At 43.9% G+C, this 23,036-nt stretch carries 19 protein-coding genes; 10 read left to right on the forward strand and 9 right to left on the reverse strand.

The features are described from left to right. Positions 1–19: 19 nt before the first annotated feature. The 3 genes from R7P72_RS04600 to R7P72_RS04610 all read right to left on the reverse strand — a co-directional run bounded on the left by R7P72_RS04600 (position 20) and on the right by R7P72_RS04610 (position 3,080). Positions 20–736: a YebC/PmpR family DNA-binding transcriptional regulator gene (locus R7P72_RS04600; protein ID WP_005374482.1), complete on the reverse strand. Its 717-nt coding sequence runs from the start codon at positions 734–736 to the stop codon at positions 20–22. Between the two features lie 135 nt (positions 737–871). Next, complete coding sequence (locus R7P72_RS04605) at positions 872–1,081, reverse strand: DUF3283 family protein (protein WP_005374484.1); 210 nt, start codon at positions 1,079–1,081, stop codon at positions 872–874. A 100-nt stretch (positions 1,082–1,181) separates the two neighbouring features. Next, positions 1,182–3,080, reverse strand: a complete 1,899-nt coding sequence (locus tag R7P72_RS04610) for an ATP-binding protein (RefSeq protein WP_042522309.1) — start codon at positions 3,078–3,080, stop codon at positions 1,182–1,184. A 68-nt stretch (positions 3,081–3,148) separates the two neighbouring features. Between R7P72_RS04610 and R7P72_RS04615 the strand changes: the two genes are divergently transcribed. Next, positions 3,149–3,904: a substrate-binding periplasmic protein gene (locus R7P72_RS04615; protein ID WP_213903355.1), complete on the forward strand. Its 756-nt coding sequence runs from the start codon at positions 3,149–3,151 to the stop codon at positions 3,902–3,904. A gap of 68 nt (positions 3,905–3,972) precedes the next feature. On the opposite strand, the gene ribA is transcribed toward R7P72_RS04615, so the two are convergent. Both ribA and R7P72_RS04625 read right to left on the reverse strand, forming a co-directional pair. Then, complete coding sequence (gene ribA / locus R7P72_RS04620; protein ID WP_017635221.1) at positions 3,973–5,034, reverse strand: GTP cyclohydrolase II; 1,062 nt, start codon at positions 5,032–5,034, stop codon at positions 3,973–3,975. Positions 5,035–5,272: 238 nt separating this feature from the next. Continuing rightward, positions 5,273–5,470 carry a PA3496 family putative envelope integrity protein gene (locus tag R7P72_RS04625; protein WP_005374493.1) on the reverse strand — a complete coding sequence of 66 codons (198 nt, stop codon included), beginning with the start codon at positions 5,468–5,470 and terminating at the stop codon, positions 5,273–5,275. Between the two features lie 361 nt (positions 5,471–5,831). On the opposite strand from R7P72_RS04625, the gene R7P72_RS04630 reads away from it, so the two are divergent. From R7P72_RS04630 to R7P72_RS04640, 3 genes are read left to right on the forward strand one after another with little or no spacing between them, the layout of a single operon-like run. Beyond that, entirely contained in the window at positions 5,832–6,680 is an 849-nt protein-coding gene (locus tag R7P72_RS04630) for an ABC transporter ATP-binding protein (RefSeq protein WP_005374497.1), read from the forward strand. A 2-nt stretch (positions 6,681–6,682) separates the two neighbouring features. Further along, positions 6,683–7,615, forward strand: a complete 933-nt coding sequence (locus tag R7P72_RS04635; RefSeq protein WP_176311381.1) for an ATP-binding cassette domain-containing protein — start codon at positions 6,683–6,685, stop codon at positions 7,613–7,615. After that, the gene (locus R7P72_RS04640) at positions 7,615–8,082 is read left to right on the forward strand and encodes a hypothetical protein (protein WP_047102478.1); all 468 of its coding nucleotides are present in this window, start codon (positions 7,615–7,617) and stop codon (positions 8,080–8,082) included. Before R7P72_RS04635 ends, R7P72_RS04640 begins: the two co-directional genes overlap by 1 nt. A gap of 290 nt (positions 8,083–8,372) precedes the next feature. Here the strand turns inward: R7P72_RS04640 and R7P72_RS04645 are convergent, their stop codons facing one another. Continuing rightward, entirely contained in the window at positions 8,373–10,343 is a 1,971-nt protein-coding gene (locus R7P72_RS04645) for a replication initiator protein RctB domain-containing protein (RefSeq protein ID WP_017635223.1), read from the reverse strand. Positions 10,344–11,581: 1,238 nt separating this feature from the next. Between R7P72_RS04645 and R7P72_RS04650 the strand changes: the two genes are divergently transcribed. The 4 genes from R7P72_RS04650 to R7P72_RS04665 all read left to right on the forward strand — a co-directional run bounded on the left by R7P72_RS04650 (position 11,582) and on the right by R7P72_RS04665 (position 17,845). After that, on the forward strand, positions 11,582–12,799 hold the full coding sequence (locus R7P72_RS04650) for an AAA family ATPase (RefSeq protein ID WP_005374503.1): 1,218 nt from the start codon (positions 11,582–11,584) through the stop codon (positions 12,797–12,799). 7 nt (positions 12,800–12,806) lie between these two features. After that, positions 12,807–13,781, forward strand: coding sequence for a ParB/RepB/Spo0J family partition protein (locus R7P72_RS04655; protein ID WP_005374504.1), 975 nt, complete (start codon positions 12,807–12,809; stop codon positions 13,779–13,781). Positions 13,782–13,886: 105 nt separating this feature from the next. Beyond that, the gene (locus R7P72_RS04660; protein WP_213906975.1) at positions 13,887–15,914 is read left to right on the forward strand and encodes a tRNA(Met) cytidine acetyltransferase TmcA; all 2,028 of its coding nucleotides are present in this window, start codon (positions 13,887–13,889) and stop codon (positions 15,912–15,914) included. Between the two features lie 251 nt (positions 15,915–16,165). Further along, positions 16,166–17,845: a DUF342 domain-containing protein gene (locus R7P72_RS04665; RefSeq protein WP_213906974.1), complete on the forward strand. Its 1,680-nt coding sequence runs from the start codon at positions 16,166–16,168 to the stop codon at positions 17,843–17,845. A gap of 55 nt (positions 17,846–17,900) precedes the next feature. On the opposite strand, the gene catC is transcribed toward R7P72_RS04665, so the two are convergent. Beyond that, positions 17,901–18,560 (reverse strand): type C chloramphenicol O-acetyltransferase, encoded by a 660-nt coding sequence (gene catC, locus R7P72_RS04670; protein ID WP_054575282.1) that lies wholly within the window; start codon positions 18,558–18,560, stop codon positions 17,901–17,903. An 88-nt stretch (positions 18,561–18,648) separates the two neighbouring features. Here catC and R7P72_RS04675 point away from each other — a divergent pair, with 88 nt between their 5' ends. Together R7P72_RS04675 and R7P72_RS04680 are read left to right on the forward strand one after the other, a co-directional pair. Beyond that, positions 18,649–19,560 carry a LysR family transcriptional regulator gene (locus R7P72_RS04675; protein ID WP_017635661.1) on the forward strand — a complete coding sequence of 304 codons (912 nt, stop codon included), beginning with the start codon at positions 18,649–18,651 and terminating at the stop codon, positions 19,558–19,560. Positions 19,561–19,597: 37 nt separating this feature from the next. Next, complete coding sequence (locus R7P72_RS04680; protein ID WP_054575283.1) at positions 19,598–20,263, forward strand: peptidase E; 666 nt, start codon at positions 19,598–19,600, stop codon at positions 20,261–20,263. An 89-nt stretch (positions 20,264–20,352) separates the two neighbouring features. Here the strand turns inward: R7P72_RS04680 and R7P72_RS04685 are convergent, their stop codons facing one another. Both R7P72_RS04685 and murP read right to left on the reverse strand, forming a co-directional pair. Next, positions 20,353–21,408 carry a porin gene (locus tag R7P72_RS04685; RefSeq protein WP_213866649.1) on the reverse strand — a complete coding sequence of 352 codons (1,056 nt, stop codon included), beginning with the start codon at positions 21,406–21,408 and terminating at the stop codon, positions 20,353–20,355. 148 nt (positions 21,409–21,556) lie between these two features. Next, the gene (murP, locus tag R7P72_RS04690) at positions 21,557–23,011 is read right to left on the reverse strand and encodes a PTS N-acetylmuramic acid transporter subunit IIBC (protein ID WP_025500819.1); all 1,455 of its coding nucleotides are present in this window, start codon (positions 23,009–23,011) and stop codon (positions 21,557–21,559) included. Positions 23,012–23,036 lie beyond the last annotated feature (25 nt).

Genomic DNA, 23,036 nt, shown 5'->3' on the forward strand with positions numbered 1-23,036 from the left:
AACGATATGAGCGAATTAATTACAGCTCTGCGTTGTGGTAAACCTGCTGAACATCATCACAGTCATCTAGAAGATCTAGGAATTTCTGGAACTTCTCAGCATCTTCACCCGATACAGGCGTATGAGTTTGCGGAACGAATGTGATTTCTTCAACATCGATCGTTAGATCTGGGAATGCACCGTTAAGCGCAGTTTTTGTTTTGAAGAATTCTGTGTGAGGTGCGAATACAGTGATAACACCGTCTTCTAGCTCAACGTCAGTAACGTCTACGTCTTCCATCATTAGCGTTTCTAGGATGATTTCATCATCGTCGCCTTTGAACTGGAATACCGCTTGGTGATCGAACATGTGAGAAACCGAGCCCTCAACACCAATTTTCGCACCGACTTTCACAAAGCATTGGCGTACATCTTGGAAAGTACGGTTGCCGTTGTCTGTTAGACAGTCAACGATAACGCTAGTACCGCCAGGGCCGAAGCCTTCGTAACGTGCTGGAGTGTAGTCTTCACCACCGCCACCGTTCGCTTTGTCGATCGCTTTATCGATAACGTGCGCAGGAACTTGGTCTTTTTTCGCTTTTGCGATCAGGTGTTTCAAAGACAAGTTCATGTCTGGATCACCACCACCGTTTTTCGCGCACATGTAAATTTCTTTACCGTATTTGGAATAAACTTTAATTTTCGCGCCTGCAGTTTTCGCCATAGAGGCTTTGCGCACTTCAAAACTTCTTCCCATCGGGATGTCTCTCTAAATTCAAATTTAATGCGAAGGATTTTAGCAAAAAGCGAAACCTTTTCAATTTCGCTTAGCAAAGGAATAGGGAGGTTACCTCATTCGTCGCATTGGATTGAACCATTGCCACGGTTCGCGTTAAGCGACACCCATTACTCGTTTGTACTTTTCGACCGATTGCTGGAAAAACGCCTTTTCATCAGCATCGTTAATCTTGGACAACTGTTCTTCTATTGCTTCAGGACCAGATTTGGCCTCTCTGAGCTTCCAAACCAAAAACGACGCCTGCTTATCCAGTTCGATTTTGTTTTTTTCGTCAGGCGGCAATAGGGATAGATTAAACGACATTCACAGCCTCAAGGTACTTTAAATACTAGCCGGGCACTATATCACACAGAGTTACAATTACAGAATAGAAACGCACTTAACTTGATCGATTTCAAGTTAACTATTTAGGCACAGCGCTGATTTTCAGTGCTTTTGGTAAATGCTGTTCGAATATTTGTTGTAATCGAGTCTTGGTAACGGGTTTAGCCACGAACTCGTTCATCCCGACATCGAAGCAATGTTGCTGATCCTCTTTAATGACATTGGCACTTAGCGCAATAATTGGAACGTGTTTCCCCCACTCTCCCATTTTTCGAATTCGCTCCGTAGCAATAAACCCATCCATCACAGGCATTTGGCAGTCCATAAAAATCAAATCGAAAGGCTGCTGATCACACAGCTGCAATGCTTCTTCGCCATGGTTGGCGACACTCACTCGCACACCCAGTTTTTCTAACATGATGCGAACTACCTTCTGATTGACGATGGTATCTTCAACAACCAATACCCAAGGTTTATCATTATCTTGAGGGCTGATTTCGTTGTCTTCCGCTTTCCGGAAATCTAATACATTAAGTTGGTCGGTATAGGTCGATTGTGCATTTATTACAGCAACAGGAATCGAAAATTCAAAACAGCTTCCCAGCCCAAGCTCACTTGTTAGTTGTATTTCCCCTCCCATCAAGTTAACCAACTGTGCAGCTATCGCCAAACCAAGCCCTGTCCCACCATACTTTCTGGTGGTACTACCATCAGCTTGTTGGAAGCGTTCGAAGATTGCTTGTTGGTGCTCTTTCGCAATACCAATACCAGAATCCACAACTCGAAACCGGATATGAGCGGTCTCTCCATCAAGTCGAGATAACGCTACAAGAAGCTTCACATGGCCGCGCTCGGTAAATTTAATCGCGTTGCTCAACAAATTGTTCAGAACTTGTTTCAATCGTGTGGCATCACCTTGCACTTCCGTTGGCAAGTGAGGATCAATATCGCTGAGCAGCTGTAAGTTTTTCTGCTTGGCTTTGACACTATGTAAACTGATGACATCGTCAAGTAGCTCGCGAAGATCATAGCTCGTGTATTCTAGCTCTACTTTGCCAGCTTCAACTTTAGAGAAGTCCAAAATGTCGTCGATGATCGTCATTAGTGAGTGAGAAGAACTGTCAATGATCTCTACAAACTCTTTTTGCTGGGGATCGAGGTCGGTGTCATTGAGCAACGACGACACACCAATAATGCCATTCATCGGTGTGCGGATCTCATGACTCATAGTGGCAAGAAACTCACTTTTCTTACGATTAGCGACTTCTGCCCTATCGCGTTCAGCCTCTAACTCAGTCTGGTGCTCTTTCACTTTCTCAACACTTCGGTTGTATTTCTCTGCCAAAACACTCACTTCATCAAAGCACCATCGTTTAGGGAGAGTCACTTTACTCGGCACTGTACCGCCACGAAAATCGCTCACCGCACCAGACAGCAATTGTAACGGATTGACCAACAAGCGAAACGCCACCCAAAGAACACCAATGATGAGGACAAGAATTTTGATCGCTTCTGTCGTAAGTAGAAAAAAGAACTGCTGCCAAAGATCTTCATATATCGCGCTAAGATCCGATTGAACCGTTAATATCGCGAGATCATACGTTTTATCGCCGACCCGATACTGCATCGGCCAGCTTCTCTCGACAACATCCTCAGAAAGCGCCGAACCTAATTCAATGATAACTTCGTCTTCACTAGCAATACGTAAGTAGTCCACCGAGGGCATACGCATTGCACCTTGAGCTTGTGTCAGCAACAGCTCCCTATCCTCTACCCATAAACTCGCAGAAAAGCTCGATAAATAGCTAGACTCAACCTGCTTTAATTCAACATCTAAATGGGCTAAATCTTCGTGAAAAACTCGATATAAGCTCACTGTAGAAATGATGACCGTAAAGATTAAACTCAACGTTAATACCGCCAACATAAGTTGGTTGCCGATACTAAAACGACGTTGAGATCGCTCTTTTTCATCCATATGAAACCGCTCCGATAAACTTGCGCTACTCTAAATATAGCTACGCACAAATAATAATCGAGGATACGATGAAAAGACTTCTACTTAGATTGGCTTTTAGCTTAATTGTTGTAAGTTCTCATGTGACCGCAAATCAAGTGAACTATTACGTCATTGCTGAACAAGCTCGACCATTTCAAATTGAACAACAGGGACAAATGCACTCCGGAATTGTGACCGATATCGTCAGCGCTATCTTCGCGGAGTCGGATTACCAAGTGAATTATCATACTTATCCATTTAAACGTATGATTTCCATATTGGAAGAAGGCGCTGAGCCAAACTGGTTAACTTATGGCAGCCCGAACTGGGGCAAGGTGCAATCGGAAAATTTATCTAAGGAGCCCATTTACACTGTAAAACATGTACTGGTGTCGAGTAGCGAGAAGCCTTTAGAATTCAAAAATATGGATACCATGCATGGTCGTTCTATTGTGTTACTGCTGGGGTTTGATTATCCAAATTTAACACCGTTCTTTGAAAATGGCAGTGTCAATGAAATGCGAGTAAAAGACTACAACGCCGCATACCGAGTGATAAGCCGAACCCCTGGAGACACGGCTTTTGTCGAGATGGAATCCCGAGTCCTATACAACTTAAAGCGACTCAATTTGCCGTTAGAGAATTTTCAGATACAGCCTTTCAGCTCGGTTATTCCTGACTACTCAATCTACCTGGCTTTTTCTCCTCAAATGCAACCAGAAACTCAAAATTACATCAATACACGACTCGTTGAATTAAAAGCCTCAGGAGAAATTGATGAAATCATTCAAAAGTATCAATGAATCACCTCATTAACAAAAACGCCAACGATGATACGTTGGCGTTTTTGTTTCTGGGAAATCTGTAGCACTTACTTAGTGTGGTTAACAAACTTAGGATCAAACATGTGCCCCAATTTACTCGCCTTGGTTTGCAGGTAATGTTGATTACTTGGGTTATTCCCTTCTTGTAATGGCACTCGTTCAATGACGTTAATATCAACCGCTTTTAAGGCGGCGAGCTTGCGTGGGTTATTCGTCATTAGACGCACAGCGTCAATCCCCAAATGCTCTAGCATTCCTTTACAGAACGCGTAATCACGCATATCAGCGGCAAAACCTAAACGCTCATTTGCTTCCACGGTATCTGCGCCATCATCTTGTAAGTGATAGGCACGAATTTTATTAATCAAGCCGATTCCACGCCCTTCTTGACGTAAATAAAGCAGCACGCCACATCCCTCTTTGACGATGTTTTGTAGCGCTCTATTAAGCTGAAAACCACAGTCACAACGCGTGCTAAATAGAGCATCTCCGGTAAGACACTCCGAATGCAACCGAATAAGTGGTGCTGCACTTTTTGTTGGCTCGCCATAGACCAGAGCAAGATGCTCTTTATTTGTCGCGGCTTCAATAAAGCCGTACATCATAAATGTGCCCCACTGGGTGGGCAATTTGGCTTTATCGATAAACTTCACGAGATTGTAAGGCTCAACATGTCTCAGCTCTGCTCGAACATTCATCAGAATCTCTCCTAGATGATTTTCTCCTTTACCATCTCCCCCGTCTCCCCAAAAGGCATCTTTATGAGAATGCTCTGTTAGGCAAGCGTTACCCGTTCTCATTAATTGCTGCGCTAATGGTGGATTTTGTAGAAACTTTTCCCTAACGATGAAAGCCATAACAGCCAACTTTATATCGTCCCAATCGCTTCTGACAAAGTGTTCGTATTTACGGCTTAAAGCAAACGCTTCATCAGGGGTGCTTGCGTGCTGAATTTTACTTTGCAACTGAGCATCGAGAAACTTTTGGGCTTGGTAATAATGTTCGCTGGTGGGCCAAGTTTGGGAGGAGATATTGACTGGGGCATGGCAAAAATTTGAGAGAAAACCGTGGGGCTCATCGGGCTCATAAAAAAGGATTTGATCAACCATACTTGCGCTCCTTGCTTTGTGGTTGCGATAATCAACAAAAAGCATATCGCTACTGATATATCTAGTAACACAAGGTCAGATTGTCAAACTTCTTCGGGACGGGACGTGAGTGTGAAACTCGTGCTTTTGAGGCGCAAGACAGATAAATGGAGAGTTTGAATAAGAGAGTAATAGAGTGAAAAAATAAAAAGGGCAGTCCGTCGACTACCCTATGGGTTGCTAAACCAACCTGAGGCGATCAGTGTATCAAGCCAAGCTCCCTTGCTTCTTCAATGGTCAACCCACTTTCACGGATCTCACGTAACGCTTCAATGCGTCTTCTGGCTTCTGCTGATTTCACTGTTTTCTCTGGCTTCACAACGGTTTCCTCATCAGGTAATTCCCATTTGTGAGCGATGTTGGTCATCTCGTCATGGTCGATAGAATTAATGGACATATTTCCTCCGAACACACCATGTTTTCGATGCGTAATCTATAGCAAAACCGGAACAAGGTGGTAAGAAAAACTGTAGGGAAATGTGACCCCTCCCGCCCTTTCGTTAACTCCTTAATAGATTCATCATTTAAGTTTTGCCAAGGGACAAATTTACGATTAAATTTGAGTAATTCCCCCTACGAAAAGTGTGCTGATCTAGCTCTCAATTCTGCTCTTCTTTAGTTTTATCAACGACGCATTACACCACTTCCTGTTTCACCTAACTTTCGAGTCACTTCACTGATTCATGGTTTGATACTTTCTAAAAACCGCCACACCTGATAATGATAATAATTATCTTTTATATTGGTTAGGTGTTTATATGGATGGTATTAACTTAAGTCATGCATACCACAATGACCCGGTCATCCAGATCCGAGATTTGTGCGTCGATTACATCACTGATAATGGTGATTTTAATGCGGTAAAGTCCGTCAGCTTTGATATCGGCAAAGGCGAAGTATTTGGTCTTGCCGGTGAATCTGGATGTGGTAAAAGCACAATCGCATTCTCAATAAATCGTCTTCATAAGCCGCCAGCGTTCATTTCTGGCGGTAAAATATGGTTTGATGGCAAGGATATCCTTAGTATCTCAGACTCTGAACTGACCGCTCTAAGGTGGAGTGAAATCGCCATGGTGTTCCAGAGCGCGATGAACTCACTCAACCCTGTCTTAACGATACAAGAGCAATTTGCAGATGTGTTACGACACCATCAAGGCCTCACTAACGCTCAAGCAAAAGATAGAGCAGAAAAGTTGTTGGACTTGGTCAATATTCCTCGAGAACGCTTAGCAGAATATCCTCACCAATTTTCAGGAGGAATGCGTCAGCGGTTGGTGATAGCCATTGCTTTGTCTCTAAATCCAAAACTGATCATTATGGATGAACCCACAACAGCATTAGATGTAGTGGTACAGAGAGAAATTTTACAGCAAATTTATCAGCTTAGAGATGAGTTCGGTTTTTCAGTCCTCTTTATCACTCATGACCTGGCACTCATGAGCCAACTATGTGATCGAATTGCAATCATGCGTCACGGAGAAATCGTCGAAGTCAATCGAGCATACGATATACGCAATCATCCTCAACACCCCTACACGCAAAAGCTATGGGCTTCTTTCCCAAACATCCATGACGTCCACAAACAACCAGAGTTACAAGGAGCGTAACCATGAGCCAGCCTATCATCCAAATGAAAAATGTGATTAAAGAATTCAAAGTGGGCGGTGGTTTAGCGAAAGAGGAAACCTTTCGTGCGCTTCAAGGAGTGACTTTTGATCTGTACGCAGGAAAAACCTTGGCTTTGGTTGGAGAGTCAGGCTGCGGTAAGAGTACTTGCGCTCGCTTAATAACCAAAGTCTATCCTGCAACGGAAGGCGAGATCCTTTTCAATGGCACTGACATAAATGAGATCAAATCACGATCGGCTCTACAAGAATATCGCAGTAAAGTACAAATGGTGTTTCAAGATCCGTTTGGCTCTCTCAATCCAACTCATACCATTCGCCATCACCTAACACGTCCTTTAAAAATTCATAAACAAATCAAAAACGAGCGCGACATCCCAGCCCGCTTGGAAGAGCTTCTAAAGCTGGTGGAACTACCTGAAGAGACATTGAATAAGTTCCCTCACGAACTCAGTGGTGGGCAACGTCAGCGAGTAAACTTAGCAAGGGCTTTAGCGGTAGGTTCGCAAATCATTCTTGCGGATGAGCCTACGTCTATGCTGGATGTTTCTATTCGCTTGGGAGTGTTGAATTTAATGCAACGAATGAAGCAAGAGCTGGGAATTGGTTTTTTATACATCACTCATGATCTGGCGACTGCGCACTACATCGCGGAAGAAACCGCAGTAATGTACAAAGGGCAAATCGTTGAATGGGGCGACACTCATTCAATACTTAAGAATCCGCAGCATCCTTATACTAAGCTGTTGATTTCTGCCGTTCCTGATCCTGACCTACCTTTTGGTAACTTAGTGAAAAATGAGCCAAACTATTCGATAGATGCCGATGAAATTCGTCAACGTAGCAGCATAATTGTCGACGAATTTGATCAAATAGGGCCAAATCACTATGTAAAACAATGGACTGAGGCAGCGTAATGGATTTGAGTACTTGGCAAGATCAAATCGCCATGTGGTACGAACAGCGGAAACATGATCAAGTAGAAAAATTGGAAACGATCTTATATCAGGTGCCTGATGACGTGTTTGGACCCGAATTGAGCGATCTTCAAAGTAAAGCGATTGCTTGCTGGTTGGATGGATGTTTACGCGTGTTTCAACATGCAAGCTACCAAGACCCTCAGAAAGCATATCAAACCTTGCTTTATACGAGTGCAAAGCTTGAACAAGCAGCATGCCAAGTCTCGACTGATATTCTGATCAAAGATTGGTGTTTGAGACGACTTCAGCATCTCACCGTTGTGGCGTTAGAGTTTTGTAATCAGCAGTGTGATCAAAACAAGTGGCAGGAACAAGCCCATAGCTTAATCGAATCACATGTTGCGTTGATGCGTTCATTACATTGGAATGAACCCAAGAAGCATGATCAAGGTTTACCTCATTAGTCCGGAAAAATGATCAAGGCTTAATTAGCGGAATTTTAGGCAAAAAAAAAGCGAGTTTCCTGAGGAGAAACTCGCGAAGTCTATTCAGAATGAATGTAACAATATGAGCCAATCTATTAATCATCAGAAAGGACAAAAGGTTGTCTATTCGGGATAAATATTAGTATTAGGCTTGGCTTCTAATGTCAGTGGTTTGTAAGAGTTAAGTCTGTTTTTTATCATCGAAAGACATTGTTACATTTCAAACCGATACATCACACCTATAGCTTGATACACATCAAGCGACACTTTTAAATCGCCATTTCATCCAAGGCACGAAATACCATTTCATCCATGTGACCATCGAAGATTTGACGACAAACTTTCCGACGCACCGCTAACCCCGCAATCAGGCGCTCGATGGTAAGATGCTTAACATCGTTCTGGGTGTTAAACAGCTCGACGGTTTTACTTAATGTCTCATAAGGAATCGGCTCATCCCCTACCCTTAGCCAATCGAGCTTCTCTATGTAATCTGAGCACTCTTCTTTGATTGAGGCATACGAGTGCCCTGTCATCGCAGACAAAGCCGTTATACTGCGTTCTAGAGCCTCTGGTGAGGTATATTTAGATAGAGTAATGGTGATCTCATCAGCATTGATCTCTACCAAATGTTTTCTTTGCTTCACGCGTCGCCCTAAATTTCCTCTTGGAGACGGTGCTTTGCGTTGAATGGGCTCAAATTCGCCGTCTATGATGCCTGAGAGCTCCTCAAGCTGTTGTCGGGTTACCATCTCATTACGAAGTGGGTTTGGCAGCGTAGGCGCCATGTTACGCTTTCCTGCGTTGGTCGTTCGCGCTCGCGAGTAACGTAAGACCTCTTCGACATCACATTTGATGTCGATCTGGTAGTCCATCACTTTGTCATTTTCGATCATGGTTTCGATCGTCAGGTGATAACCCCACAAATTAACGACGAATAGATCATCATTCCCTTTTCCATCAGACAAACGCTTTAGTTCTCGGATCAGATCCATGGAGAAACGTCGCCATTCAATGTTACGTGCAAGTTTCTGGTTTAACTCACTCAGTAGCATGCAATCCGTGTGACGACGAACCATGCGACTACGGAAGAAAGAGTACAGTTGAAACACCAAAGTATGTTGTTTCAAGATCTCTGGCGGAAACAAGAAGAAATAATCGCGTGTTAACAACTCTTCATAAAACGAAGGTTCCCAAACTAAAATATATAAGTTTGGCTTGATACGAATTTCACCATCGCTTCCCTCCACAGGTGCCTCTTCAGAGGCCGTGATGGTTCGAGCAAGAAAACGAAAACGATCACTTTTGAAGCCCTCTGGCATGTTTTCACTTAGCCAACGTCCAGTAAGTTCATGGAGCTGAAAATCAGTGAATTCAATGCGATCAATGCTATCGCGAATGGAATCACGAGCTGGGCCACTGTCTTTTTTGCCTCTGAGCGACAAAATATCAGTGATGTATAGCGGCGTTTTGTTTGGTACGTGAGCCGCATCAAGCTGATACTGATCTTTGTGATGATCATGATATTGAACCGTTAACGTGAAGAGAGCGAACAGGGTCATGAGATCATCCACAGTCATGATATTTTTGGATGATCGCGTCTCGATAACGGCTTTTGTGCCAGAGATCGACACCATGGATTTCTGATAACTTTTTCGAGTTCTTGGTGGCGCAAGTGCTTGGTCAATGATCCCAGCCCAATTTGTTGGAGATACAACAAATTGATCGGCTTCATCTTTCATCGTGGGAGGTGTGTTTAACCCGTGCTCATTCAACAAACGTTTGTTTACTTGAGTCTGAGCCAATGCTTTCGAACGTTTTTGTTTCTCGTTCTGGCGAACTTTGTCGGTAACAAGACTTGTTGCTCCCAACACAGATATAAGCTGATTTGGATTCACAAATTTATGTAGCATCGTTTTACCAGCAAGTCCCTCTTCAAAACGCACTGGTGTTTGAGTAAATAAACCAATATTTACTGCTGCGCGCAAACGTTGTTGCAGAGCTGCACGTGTAAGTTGCCCATCTGTTGCTTCAACAATCTCTGTGGTTGAAACCAAACCATCCTTGCTGCTGAAGCCTCGTAATGAGATCAGATTAAGCAACTCTAAGATGCTTTTGGTCACCCCTTTGAAATGTTGGTACTGCTCTACCCAATCCGCAGAGGATTCATGTACCTCAAAAAGATGGCCATCTTTGTGGCTTCTCGGTGCTTTAATCAGAATTTTTTCATCAGCCGTCATTTTAGATCCAGATCACACTAGCCGTAGTTGTGCTATGGTTCCGAAGAATAAAGAAAAACAGATCATAAATAAAGAAAAAAGATTGTTTTTTAAATAACTGATCTTTTTGATTAATCTGATCTTAATTGATTATATGATCTAATGATCTGGCTTGAAATTTCTCGCTAAGCTTTTGTTCTATAAGACTATTATTTCCATGTGTTTCGGAACTATGATCATAAGAAGTCTGAAAGTATGATCAACAATAACCTGAAAGCATGATCATATTTATTCGTAAGCATGATCATTAAGGTTATGAAAAGATGATCAAAAGAGTCTTGAAACGCTGATCATGATGTTTTTACAGGTTATCCACAGATGCAGTATTTAATAATGATCTTCACGATGATTATATTGTGCATTGGTGATGTTATTTATACTCGGATCGATGATCAAGAGCCAATATATCTATCGTTCTGGCGCCCATATTGATGAGATATCACTCATCTGATTAAAATACATTCAAGTCGCTCATATTTAGAAGTAAATCCTAGTCTCTGCTTATTTACAGGAAGCATGATCATGAGAGCGTGATTTATCATAGCAACTTGAGCAATTTCATTGTTCCGGCTTCTATAACGTCAATTTCTGCTCAATCCCCCATTCTGTCTGCACTCAACCGTAAATCAGAGAAGAAAACTCATGCTTCCGAGAGATTCTAAGGCTTGATCATATTTCCGATTAATGGATCTTATTTTATTTGCGTGTTTACACCGTACTCTGCTCTATTTTTCCATGATCATGCTTTCGGATTTGCTTATTAACACGGAAGCATGATCATAAGCATACCTTGATCATACTTCCATAGATGTTTCGCTGGAACTGCCCTATTTTGCTCGGAGACATGATCAAGGTGTTCAGGTCTTTATTGTTCCGATATTACTTACTATTTATCGTTTAAATTAGGTTGGTCTAACATAACCCGTAATTTAGCTTAAGATTATAATCGTTCCGGTAGAAAATTGATTTACATTGTAAATGAGTGACGCTGTAACACTTTTTATTTTTAAGTTTAGGTGTCCACTTATGAGAAGATTATTTGATTAAAAATAGTTATCTTTTTGACCATAAATCATAAAAGCGTCGATTTGGGTGTTTTTTTATGTGATGGTAATTCAAAATGTTCGTGCACCTTTTTGTTGTTTTTGGTCTTTACTGCTGTACAATTGCAATTGTAAATCCTTCCAACGGAATTTGGCATGAAAAGAGAAAAAACGATTGAAAACCTTCTTGAGTTAGCGGAGCTGACTCAGCAGGTTCAAGCTGACCGTATTGAAATTGTTTTAGAAGAGCGAAGCGATAACTACTTCCCACCAATGTCGAAAGCGATGATGGAAACCCGTTCTGGTCTAACTCGCCGTAAGCTCGACGACGCGATTGGTAAAATGGAAGCCGCTGGGCATCAATTTACTAAAAACAACGCGAATCATTATTCAATTACGTTAGAAGAAGCACACATGCTCATGGATGCGGCTGAAGTGCCTAAATTTCATGAGCGTAAAAAGAATTCAGGTAACAAACCTTGGATTATTAATGTGCAGAACCAAAAGGGCGGTACAGGTAAATCAATGACCGCGGTTCATTTAGCGGCATGTTTAGCGCTAAATTTGGATAAACGATACCGTATTTGTTTAATCGACTTAGACCCACAAGGCTCGCTACGTTTATTCCTTAACCCGCAAATCAGCATGGCAGAGCATGATAATATCTATTCTGCGGTAGACATTATGTTGGGTAACGTGCCTGATGGTGTGGAAATTGACAGTGAATTTTTACGTAAAAACGTATTGCTGCCAACGCAATATCCGAACTTAAAGTCGATTTCAGCGTTTCCAGAAGACGCGATGTTTAATGCGGAAGCATGGCAAACGCTATCTGAAGACCCATCACTCGATATCGTCCGTCTGCTGAAAGAGCAACTGATTGATAAAATTGCTGATGACTTCGATATCATTATGATTGATACCGGTCCACACGTTGACCCATTAGTATGGAATGCTATGTATGCATCAAATGCCTTGCTAATTCCTTGTGCGGCTAAGCGTCTGGACTGGGCTTCAACAGTAAACTTCTTCCAGCATTTGCCTACGGTATATGAAATGTTCCCGGAGGACTGGAATGGTCTTGAGTTTGTTCGCTTGATGCCAACCATGTTTGAGGACGACAATAAGAAGCAAGTTTCTGTTTTAACTGAAATGAACTATCTTCTAGGTGACCAAGTTATGATGGCTACTATTCCTCGTAGCCGTGCGTTTGAAACCTGTGCCGATACCTACAGCACAGTATTTGATCTGACAGTAAGCGATTTTGAAGGCGGTAAGAAGACACTAGCTACCGCGCAAGACGCTGTTCATAAGAGCGCACTGGAATTAGAGCGTGTGCTGCACTCTAATTGGCCGTCATTGAATCAGGGGTAATAAGTAAATGGCTTTGAAAACGTCTGAATTAAACGCGAAATTATTTGGCAAAACGAATAAGCGTCGTGTTGTGACTCCGCAAGAGGCGCAAACTGCGGCAAAAGAGAAAGCTCAAACGATTGAACTAGCAGTTGCAGGTGAAAATATTGTTCAGTTTGAACTTGTGCGTATTCCTGCAAATAAAGTTGCGACAGAAACAACAGTATTTGTTGATAACGCTCGTGAGCAATCGTTCTTAAACGAACATGCGTTATCTGATGTTTTAGTCACACTCAAAGAGCGTGGCCAACAATATCCAGCAGTGGGTCGTAGAACTGAAGATGGCAAGATTGAAGTTTTAGATGGTAGCCGTCGTCGCATGTCTTGTATCCTCGCTGAACAAGACTTTTTGGTTTATGTTGCTGACAACATTAATACTGACCATGCTAAGTTTTTGTCTGATGTGGCAAATGCTCACAAGCCGCTCTCTTTATATGAAAAAGGGAAAGAGATGCAGGCTAAGCTTGATAGTGGTGAAGCTGAAGATCAGAAAGCATTGGCAAAAATGTTCCAGTGCAGTGAAGCGTTGGTAAGTGGCGCTTTAAAAGCCGCAGCATTACCGTTAGAACTGCTTCAAGCGTATCCGAATGTTGGCGATCTCGGTCGTCCAACTATCGTGAAACTGCACAAACAGTTTTCAACGCTGACGCCAGAGCAGCAGCAAGAGCTGTTAGATAAATGTCGCTCTAGCGAAGGGTTTTTATGGCAGCGAAGCACAGCTCAAGGCGTTGCTCGTCTGACAAAAGAAGTCACGGAAAGCATCGAAAATTGGATTACTGAACTTGCACCAGCAAAACCTGGCAAGAAGACGGAAAAAGTCGACTTAGTTAAAGGTCGAGCAAGCTATAGCCGAAAAGGTAGCAGCCTGGCGTTGAACTTGAAGAAAGTTGACGACAGCTTAATGGAAGAGATTCTTGCGTTTGTACAAACCAAACTGCAATAACAAATGATGATTGAATCAACCGCCTCCGGGCGGTTTTTTTATATCTGAGAAGCGTCAAATTAAAGATGTGATACCATTACGTCAGTTCAACGTTGGATAGACAAAATGCAGACACAATCTGATTTCCTTTCATCACTTCAACATCAAGCTCACCAATCTTTCCAAAGGATTGGTGTTGTCATTCAAGGCGAGGCTTCTTGGCAAAATGCGTTGATGTCAGAGTTCCATAAAACGCAGCGCCATCAACGTTGGTTTTCTGTTGGTGATTTTGGTTTGAAAAACGTATCCAGCGTTTCGTCTAAACAAGGGCACATGTTGCTAGGCAGAGAGTGTGACGTTCTATTGTTTGATACTCGAAATGGCTTTGATGCAAATAGTTTTACCGCCGCGCTTGGCTCATTGGTTGGCGGCGGTTTTCTTATTGTCATTACTGAGCTGCGACAAAATGCGAATTTTGCTCAGCAATGGATGCACAAACAATGGGAGAAGCTCGTTGTTATTGAGCAAGACAAACCATTGCCAACGGCTCCAGACATCAAGCAAGCAGAAAAAGAAAGCCACTACACGGAACAAGAACATGCCATTTCTCTAATTGAAAAGGTGGTAACTGGACATAGAAAGCGACCGTTAGTTTTGACCGCTGATCGTGGGCGCGGAAAAACAAGTGCCCTCGGCATTGCGTGTGCGAGCTTATTACAGCAGAAGCCACTTAGAATCTTAATTACGGCACCATCTATAAAAGCCGTTGAGCCTGTTTACCTGCATGCTTTGCGGCTACTTCCTAATGCGCAGCGTATTAGGAAGGACAGATTAGAATCAGGGCAGGGATCCATTCAATTCATTGCTCCAGATGAACTATTATTGAGTCGACCTGAATGTGATTTGTTACTTGTCGATGAAGCGGCTGCAATTCCAGTTCCTATGCTCAAAAGCATTACCGAACATTATCATCGACTCGTTTTTTCTACGACTATTCACGGTTATGAAGGTTGTGGCCGGGGCTTTACGATTAAATTTGTTGATTGGCTTCAGAAACAGCGTTCGGGAATGAAAACATGGCACATGACACAGCCCATCCGCTGGAGCATGAATGATGCGCTTGAATCATGGCTCTATGACGCGTTTTTGTTGGATGCGGAGTTAACGCACCATCAACTTAAACAGGTCGACTCAATTTCCCTTTCTAAAGCCGATAAGAACTATTTGATATCGCAGCCTAGTTTGCTGCGTGAGTGCTTCGCTCTTTTGGTGAATGCTCATTATCAGACCTCGCCGAATGATTTGATTCACCTTTTGCAAGACGACAACATTCAGCTCTATTTTGCTAAGCAAGATAATGCGGTTGTGGGGGTGATATTAGCGGTCGAAGAGGGGGGCCTTGACGATGAATTGATTGAAGAAATCCAGCTTGGTAAGCGTCGTCCTAAAGGACACTTAGCCCCCATTACGATTGCAAACCACCTAGGATTTCCGAATGTCGCGAATCTATCGACGCTACGAGTCATGAGAATTGCGGTTCATCCAGCATTGCAAGGAAAAGGCATTGGTCAAAAAATTCTGCAGCAACTTGAGCAAATGGCTGCTAAACACATTGCCTACTTATCCACGAGTTTTGGTGCGACGGAAGAGTTGCTCTATTTCTGGCGACAATCGAACTTCCGTACAATTCGCTTAGGGTCAATGCGCGATGCTGCTAGCGGTTGTTATTCAGTCTTGATGGTCAAACCTTGTGATTCCCAACAGACGGTTTGGGTCGACCAATCTCAGGCGCTATTTGAAGAAATGTTGTCTAACAATGTGGCTGACGTCTATCCAAAATTAGAAGCCTCTATTTTTCGAGCTCTATTACCGCAACCTTTGGGAATGAGTCCACTTCATCCCGCTAAGTTATTACTAATTGAATGCTATGCTGATGGTGGTAACAGTTATGAGTCCGTGTCTGCTTGGCTTCAGCAGTGGTTACTTAACTTAGGTTTGAACTCCGCTTCCGACTTGATGATCAGTAAGCTTTTTCTTAACCGTAGTTGGACTGAATGTGCTCAGCAATTTGGTTTACCTGGAAGAAGGCAAGTTGAGCAGCAGTTAAGGGACGAAGTAAGACACATTTGGAACGATTTACACTGTAAACACTAAAGGGAAATTTACACTGTAAATGAAATTATTAGGAGCTGATTTTACACTGTAAATCCAGCTCCTTTTTATTTCGGCGTGTATTTTGATTGAGCTTTAGGTTAAATCGAAATGCTCTCTTAATATCTGTTTAAGCGTTATTGATGGATTACTTTCTTTAGTGACGTGAGCCCTATAATAAGAAATGCGAGGTTTGTTCAGAAAACGGATTTGGGTAGACTGAAAGTGTTGATGGGAAGCAAAGTGGTAAGGGTATGTGGAAGCTGTGTCTTGAGTTATCTGAAGATAAGACCAAGGTGATAGCCCGTCTTCCGGGGGAAGTGGATCTCGGTGGTGAGCTAAATCAAAATGAATTAAACGAGCAGCTCGTCGTAATGAACGCTGAAAAGATGTTTATTGTAGAGGGGGAAGTCGTGAGATTCATTAACTGCGCCAAAGAACGTAAAGCTGAAGCTTACGAAGGCATCGTCATTGCAGAAAAACGCAACGCGCAAGTTGAGGTTGAATTATCGAATAATGACATGCTCGCCAGTATGAACGTTGTCGGTGCGTACGGAGGCCGAGGTTTACGTGGCCCCGAGATTGTTCAAGCTCTTGCTCAAGCGCGAGTTTCGAAAGGCATCAACAAACTGGCTTTGAAGAAAGTGTTGGTTGTCAGCACTCAGCTCAAACCTGGCGAAACTTTTTCTCAACCTGTAGCGGTTGGTAAGCAACCTATCAAAGGCAAAGACGCTCTTTTTACTCCTCTTGTTAAAGACATCACCAAACGCATCCTCAAACCCAAAGACGGCCAATCTGCTAGCGACAAAATTGATTTACGTAATCTCGGTGAAACTATCGCGGTTGACGTAGGCGATGAGGTGATGCGCCGCACGCCTGCGACCAAAGGTACGCCTGGTTTTACTGTTCAAGGGCGAGTGATTCCTCCACAAGCCGGAAAAGACAGCCCAATGAAGCCAGGCAAGGGCACCGAGATAAGCAAGCAAGACCCAAACCTATTGATTGCATCGGTATCCGGTACGCCTCTGATTAAAGACAAAACCATCGAAGTTGATAACGCACTCTGCCTCAATAGCGTTGGCGTGAATACAGGCCACGTGAAATTCAAAGGGAATGTGATTATCGGTGGCAACATTGAATCTGGCATGATTGTTAAAGCGACGGGTTCTATTACTGTAGGCGGCTTCATTGAATCGGCTGACGTACAAGCGCAAGACGACATCCAAGTTGGTAAAGGGATCATTGGCCACACCGTGAGTGATGGCCAGCCAAAGAGTTGTCACGTCAAAGCCAAAGGTTCGATTCGTGCCAGCTACGCCCAATATTGTGATTTGCAAGCCGGCGAAGATATTGAGTTGGCGGTGCACAGCATGAATAACGATATTGTTTGTGGGCGCAATCTGACGGTGCTAGACGCGAACGGTAGGAACGGCACGCTCAGCGGCGGAGATGCAAAAGTCGGTGGCAAAGTGGTGTGCTTACAATTGGGCGTAGAAGGCGACACCGCCACTAAGGTAGAAGCGTTCGCACGCTATTCTGCATTTAAGGAGCGATTAGCTGAGCTTAAAGAACAATACAAACGCGCTCAAGAAGGCACGATGGATGTGATTCGTAAAGAGCTCGAATTTAAGAAACGTCCTAAAGCCGAACGTACCGACGAAGAACAAGCTCAGATTGACGTGATGAAAACACAAAACAACGAGCAGCTTGAAGCGATAAAGCAAAAGCTAGAACAAACGGAACATGACTTTGAAGTCGCGTTAGAAGAAAATATTGTCGAAGCCAAAGAGCGTGTATTCACTCGCGTGACGGTGCAGTTTGGCGACGAACAAGTAACGACAAAGCGCACTCATGGCGGTTGTTCGTTCCGTTTCAATCAATACGAAATTAAAGTCTCGGCGAACTTGGAAGAAGAGGACGTCGCTGCGGTTTAAGCTTTCTTACTCACTGAGCCCACACGTCGCAACAAGATGTGTGGGCTTTTTTTATCTACAAATCGACAATGTGCTCTTGATAGTAGTCCGCAAGCGCACCCACTTGGCTGCTACACATTACTTTCATTGCTTGTTTAATGTGTTCTATTGGCCAGTTCCACCATTGGATATTGAGTAGAGTTTCAATCTCTTTATCGCTGAATCGTTGACGTACGACTTGGTTGTTTCCAACCACCACAGAATAAGGTTGCACGTCTTTCGTCACTACGGCGCGTGCTCCGACGACGGCTCCATCGCCGATGTTTACTCCGGGCATGATCATCGCCTCACTGCCAATCCAAACATCATTTCCCACCACTGTGTTTCCGGCACGCTCGAAACCGTCTTGTACGCCTTCTCCAAATTCTTCAGGAGAGAAGGGGAAGGTCGAAATCCAGTCAATGCGATGACCTTGGTTTCCTGCCATCATGAAGGTGGCTCCAGAAGCGATGGAACAAAACTTGCCAATGATTAATTTGTCGATGCTATCGGGTTCTCTACTTTGCCATTCTTGAAGTGTGACGGGGTCACCCAACAAGTAGCGTACCGCTTGCTCTTCGAAGCTTTTTTGATGATAGAAGCCCGAGTAATAGCTGTAATCGCCAACGATGATATTGGTATTAGTGATGTGATCTTTAATGACTTGACCTTTTAACCACGTGTCGAAAACACTCATAACTCATCCTTTCAAATTTAGGTTGTACAGAGTTTAGAGGCTTTCTATTATTTCCAGTAGTTTGATTTTAGAGATTCAGAATTACTGTATGGAAATAAAATGGCTCAGCTACGTACCACTTTACGTCGCTTTGTGCGAGGAGCGAAGTATTGCTGGCGCAGCAAAGCGCCTGAATTGTTCGAATGCGCATGTAAGTCGGCAACTTAAACAGCTTGAAGACATATTGTCGGTGCAGCTTATTCAGCGAACTACGCGCCAGTTTAATTTGACCTACGATGGTTTGCGGTTTTATCAGCAGGTAAAGCAACTGCTCGAAGGCGCTGAGCAGATCAATGAGCAAGTCATGGCAAACGAGATCGTATCGGGAAAATTGAGAATAGCGGCGTCTGCTTCTTTCGGAGCCGCGTTACTCAGCCAAACATTGATCGAGTTTCGATTGCAACATCCACAAGTGAGCGTCGAAGTGATCTTCACAGAGACACCTCTCGACTTGATTGAGGCTGGGTTTGATATCGCATTCTACTTTACCGATACTCCTCCAGAGGGATACGTCGGCCATCAGCTACGCACTTTACACTGTAAACCGATCGCTCATCGCTCGTATTTAGCTGATAAACCAAATGTAAGTACGCCAGAGGAGCTTGGTGACTTAGAGCACATCCTTTATAAAAGTCGCGACTTGGTGTTAGATAAGTGGACGTTTACGCATAAGCAAACTCAACAGCAGTGCAGCATTGAGTTAGAAAGTACGCTGAGTTTTAATCTTGTCCAGTCCATGTTGGATGCTACTTTGGCTGGCTGTGGTGTAGCCATGTTAGATGAATTTGCACTGGCTAAACTCGACCCTGCACAAAAAGAAAAACTCGTGAGTTTGCTGCCAGAATGGCAAACGGATGCGATTTTGCCGCTTTATCTGCTTTACCCAAAACGTGAGCACTTACCAAGAAGAACGCGAGCGTTCATTGATCACTTTAGGAACATATATTCTGTCGGCGAATAGCGACAACAAACTTAGCAACAATTGAGGAAGCAAAGGAATGCGAAAACACTGTATTGCGATTGGCGGTGGGGGCTGGATGATGGGAGAGAATCCGAGCCCGCTCGATCAATACATTTTGTCTTTGTCTGGTAAGGAGAATCCAAACATTTGTTTTCTACCGACAGCCACGGGAGACGCCGATGAAGTGATTGAACGTTTTTACGATGCGAAGCTTAGTGAAAACGTGACCCATTTTCCGCTGTTTAAGTTTGAAGCTGGTTGGAAAGAAACGCTATTTGAACAAGACATCATTTACGTCGGTGGCGGTAATACGCGTTCGATGTTGGCCATTTGGCGCGAATGGGGTATCGATAGAATACTCAAGCAGTGTTATGAACAAGGCATCATCATTTGTGGCATGAGCGCAGGTGCAATTTGTTGGTTTGAGTTTGCGGTGACAGACAGTGATCCCGAAGCATACCAAGTTATGCGTTGTCTTGGATTTATTGACGGTTTGGCTGCGGCGCATTTTTCTCATGTAGGTGAGAAGTTCGAGGTTTTCCAAGCCTTTGCTCGTTCTCAACCGAGCATCACTTGTTATGGCATTCACGATTATGCGGCATTGCACTTTGTCGATGGAAAATTGTTAGCTACTGTCACCAGCTTTCCTGATGCCGGTGTGTTGGTTAAAACAGGTAACGAAGAAAACATATTGCGAGGGTGAGCTTCTTCAAATCAGCATTAAAGGCAATAACTACTGACCGGACATAGAAGAAGCTCATGGATTCAGCTAACTTACATTAAGTATCGTGCTTACAGCTCGTAACGCAGACCTAAGTGGTAGTAGCTTTCGTCTGCGTGTGCACCGCCAAACGAGACTTCTTGTCCATTGCTGTAGCCACGCGAGCCGTTACGATCAACGTAGTTTGTGTAGATAGAAGAACGAGGCGTCAGTTTGTATTGCACTTCTAGCGTTGTATCTTTCAGCTCTAGCTCGTCACCATCACTGTTTTTTAAAGAACGATAACCAGCACGCAGTACCCATTTGTCATTTACACTGTAAACCGCCGTTAGTTCCATCACTTTGTCGGTACTGGTTTGTGAGTAATAGCCCTCTAGTTCATCTTCCGAGTACAACGCACCCAACATCAAATCACCTAGGTAGTAACGCGTACCTGCGCCCCAGAATGTGTAATCGGTGTCGTTGCTTTCACGTGCATCACCTTTATTCTTCTGCATCGCTATCACTGGTGCCAAGGTACCCAAATTCCCCATGTCTAGCGTATAACGCAGTGCAGCGTTGTAACCGTAGTCGAGCTCAGAAGTGTTGTTTCCTAAAATGTACGCGACAGAAAAATCGACATTACCTAGGCTGTTTTGGTATTGCAGCGTGCCATCTTGACGGAAAACTTGCGTTGCGGTTTTGTCGACTTTATTCGCTTGGCGCGCCATAGAAACATCGGAAGAGGCGAACACATCACCAATGTCGGTAAACATAATCAACCCAGATGCCACGCGACCACCAGTAATGCGACCATAATCTTTCGCATCAATACCCGCCCATACATAACGTGCGGTCAGAGACGGTTTGTCGTTTACTTGGTTTGCGTATTCAGCGGCACCCACTTGGTATTGCGCTTGGCCGATGATCGACGCGTACTCGTTGATGGTTTGTGAACCGTTTAAACCAATACGGCCATCAAACTCGCCATTTGCATCGCCGTGCTCATCATTTTTACTGGTGACATTGAAACCAAGACGAGAGTAAATATTTAAAACTGACCCATCTTCCGCTTGATACAGCTGCGCTGCCATTGCGTTTGATGCCATCAATGTTGGGAGAAGTAGAGTCAAAATGTGCTTTTTCATGATTAACGACCTTTCATTTCTATTGTTTTAGGTACGACAAAGCCCCTTCCGAGTAACGGAATAAGAAAAATTGTCGTGAAGTAGAGAGAGGGTGCGCCCTTGTTTGCCAAGGGCGCGAGCTAGTCCATTCCTATAGGGGAAGAATGATTTAGCTTAAATCGACGTCTTTGCAGCCAAAGAAGTAAGTCGCGAGGAAGCCGACGATGTAAGAGATAAGCAGGCCAGCAACAAACACCATCATGCCCGGGAAGATGCCATTTTCAGATGTCATGAGAGGAATCGCCACGATACCGGATGGGCCAAACACCGTATTAAGACCAACTGGTAAGCCAAGGTAAGAAACTAAACCGATAAAGAAGCCGCCCGCAGCACCACCAATACAAGCGGTAACGAATGGTTTTACACGTGGTAATGTCACGCCGTAAATCAATGGTTCGCCAATGCCTAGAAGACCCGGAATAATAGCGCCTTTAACTTGAGTGCGCAGTAGAGCGTCTTTTTTGGCTTTGAAATACAGCGCCATTGACGCGCCAACCTGACCGCCACCTGCCATCGCCAGGATAGGGAATAGCGAGTTAAAGCCCTGTGCTTCCATCAATGCGAAGTACACTGGAACAAAACCCTGGTGGATGCCAAATACCACAGAAATTAAGAACAAACCTGCCAAGATTGCAGCGCCTAATGGGTTATCGTTCAAGTTGAGGAACAACCAAGACATCCCTTTAAACAGCTCGCCGCCGATCGGCATGATGATCAAGAAGGTTACCGCACCCATGATCAATAGAGTGATAACGGACGTTAAGATCATGTCCAGATCATCTGGCATGTATTGACGAACCTTACGCTCGACTTGTGCACCGATGATCGCTGCTAAAAGTACGCCGATAATGTTGCCGCGCGGATCAATCGCAAAGCCGAAAAACTCGTTCATGCCAGAGTAAATGCCGGATGTCGCCTCTGGGTTGTAACCCAGCACAAACAAAGAGGCGAGAATGGCACCATTAACACCAGAGCCGCCAAATGCTTGCTGCGCGTTGTAACCAATCAGAATACTTAGGAAAGCAAACAGACCCTTACCAAAGACTTTCATGTAGGCGATCAGATCCAACATAAACTGGCTTGGTGTCTGGTCGAGAACAAACATTTGTTCCAATAACGTCGCAAAACCTAGCAACAAACCAGCGGCAATAAAACCAGGGATCAACGGCGTAAAGATGGTGGCAAACTTGCTTAAAAAACGCTGAACCGCACTGGTTTGCTTACTCTTCATCTGTTTTTTCTGCTCGGCTGCGACGGCAGAAAGATCTTGTTGCGGCATATCTGCTTCTTCACTGTCACCAGAGGTTAAGCTGTCGATCAATTGATTCATCATCTCAGCCGCTTGTTGAGCTTTTCCGGGACCGAGAATGATCTGAAACTGCTCATCGCTTTCCACCACACCCATTACGCCGGGAATTTGCTTGATAACTGATTGATCAGCCAAGCCATTGTTGGCGAGCGATAAACGCAAACGCGTCATACAGTTACCACATTTGCTTACGTTGCTACTGCCACCCACTGCGGACAGCAACTGCGATACTGTGTTTGAAGTTATTTTTGCCATAGGGTCTATCCTTCAGAACTCGGAT

Source organism: Vibrio sp. Vb0888 (genome assembly GCF_033338835.1).
Taxonomy (GTDB): domain Bacteria; phylum Pseudomonadota; class Gammaproteobacteria; order Enterobacterales; family Vibrionaceae; genus Vibrio; species Vibrio alginolyticus.